Source organism: Dehalococcoidia bacterium (assembly GCA_021295915.1).
Taxonomy (GTDB): Bacteria; Chloroflexota; Dehalococcoidia; order Lucifugimonadales; family UBA1123; genus VXRN01.
On sequence record JAGWBK010000043.1, the window covers coordinates 9,010 to 9,401 of the forward strand.

General features: G+C 62.0%; 1 protein-coding gene. It reads left to right on the forward strand.

Annotated features, from left to right (window positions below; genetic code table 11):
• A partial coding sequence (locus tag J4G14_11940) for a manganese ABC transporter ATP-binding protein (GenBank protein MCE2458507.1) occupies positions 1-305 on the forward strand: 305 nt, incomplete at its 5' end.
• Positions 306-392: the final 87 nt, after the last annotated feature.

The window sequence follows — 392 nt, forward strand, 5'->3', positions numbered from 1 at the left end:
TGTTCGTCGCCAGGGCGCTTGCCCAGGAGGCAAGCGTGCTGCTGTTGGACGAGGCCTTCAGTGGGGTCGACATGGGCGCACAGGAGGACCTCATCGAAGTTCTCCGTACACTTCGGGACGAGGGGCGAATCGTCCTGCTGGCCACCCACGACCTGACCAACCTGTCAAGTCGATTTGACCAGGTGCTGTGTCTGAACCGCCACGTGTGCGCCTGCGGCCCTCCCGGCCAGGTGTTCACGTCTGAGGTCCTGGAGGAGCTGTACGGGTCCCACGGTGTCGACTTCGCAATGGTTGAGGAGCGGTAACGAGGCAACGTGGCAGATTTAATTTTCGCCCCGCTCGAGTACGGCTTCATGTTGAGGGCCCTGATCGGCTCGATACTGGTCGGCGTC